Source organism: Actinocorallia lasiicapitis, from assembly GCF_054778695.1.
The window spans coordinates 1-882 of the sequence record NZ_BAAGZI010000819.1 but is presented as its reverse complement, the minus strand read 5'-3'; the positions used below and the strand labels follow the sequence as shown (position 1 = coordinate 882).

Here is an 882-nt window from a genome sequence, read left to right as displayed (position 1 = left end):
CTTCGGCGGCGTGCAGCTCGTCGCGGAGCAGCCCCCCGGCCGGACCGCCGCACAGCCCCAGCGCGAGGACGTCCTGCCCGAGCGCCCGCAGCACCCGAGCCACGTTGACGCCCTTGCCGCCGGCCCGCTCCCGCACCTCGACCACCCGGTTGGTGGTGTGCGCGGCCCAGAAAGGCACCGCATAGGTGACGTCCAGCGCCGGATTCAACGTGACCGTGAGGATCATCTACAGCACCTCGACCAGGGTCAGCTCTTCGTCCAGCACCAGCAGATCGGCCCGCTGCCCGACGGCCAGCTCGCCCCGGTCGTCCAGCCCGACGGCCCGGGCCGGCACCGCCGACGCGTAGGCCGAGGCCACCTCCAGCGGCAGCCCGATCTCCTGGACGGCCCGCCGGAACGCCACGTCCATCGTCAGGGTCGATCCGGCGAGCGACCCGTTGGTCGTCAGCCGCGCCTCCCCGTTCTCGACCCGCACCGACATGGCCCCCAGCTCGTAGACGCCGTCGCCGATCCCGGTGGCGTCGATCGCGTCCGTGATCAGCGCGACGCGCCCCGGCGCCGCCTTGGCGGCCAGCGCCACCACGCTCGGATGCAGATGCACCCCGTCGTTGATCACCTCGACGACCACGTCGTCCCGCTCGGCCGCCGCCGTGATCACGGCGGGGTCCCGGTGGTGCAGCCCCCGCATCCCGTTGAACAGGTGCGTGACGAGCCGTGCCCCCGCCGCGAACCCGGCCGCCGCCTCGGCGTACGTGGCGTCGGTGTGCCCGACGGCCGCCACGACCCCGCGCGCCGCGCACTCCCTGATCAGGTCGAGCCCGGTGTCCCCGGACGGCCCGACCAGCTCGGGCGCGATCGTCACCTGACGGATCGTGCCGCGCC

General features: G+C 74.3%; 2 protein-coding genes. Both read right to left on the bottom strand.

All coding sequences use genetic code 11. The features are described 5' to 3' along the window. Positions 1 to 226: PfkB family carbohydrate kinase (locus ACYVE7_RS34830; protein ID WP_460370917.1), on the bottom strand; the 226-nt coding region annotated here is incomplete at its 3' end. After that, positions 227 to 882 (bottom strand): N-acetylglucosamine-6-phosphate deacetylase (locus tag ACYVE7_RS34825; RefSeq protein ID WP_460370915.1); only part of this gene is annotated, 656 nt, incomplete at its 5' end. It lies immediately after the preceding gene.